Source organism: Bacillus sanguinis, from assembly GCF_018332475.1.
Lineage (GTDB): Bacteria > Bacillota > Bacilli > Bacillales > Bacillaceae_G > Bacillus_A > Bacillus_A sanguinis.
The window spans coordinates 1-247 of the sequence record NZ_BOQB01000709.1 but is presented as its reverse complement, the minus strand read 5'-3'; the positions used below and the strand labels follow the sequence as shown (position 1 = coordinate 247).

Here is a 247-nt window from a genome sequence, read left to right as displayed (position 1 = left end):
TGAATTTGTAACATGGCGATATCGCTCTGGTCATCGCTACCAATCAGTTTTGCATCAAACTCGCGCCCATCATTGAGCTGAATACTGATTTTCTGTGCCTGATTAATCACATGGTTGTTGGTCAGCACATAGCCTTTACTGGCGTTGATGATGACACCGGAGCCTAAACCTTCGAAGGGTTGTGCAGGTTGATCCGGTAAATCATCACCAAAAAACTTTTTGAATTCTTCCGTGATTTTCTGTCCCT

General features: G+C 43.7%; 1 protein-coding gene. It reads right to left on the bottom strand.

Translation table 11 applies throughout. The features are described 5' to 3' along the window. Positions 1-247, bottom strand: a 247-nt coding sequence (locus KI369_RS30125; RefSeq protein WP_212959082.1) for a trypsin-like peptidase domain-containing protein, incomplete at both ends; no start/stop codon positions are given.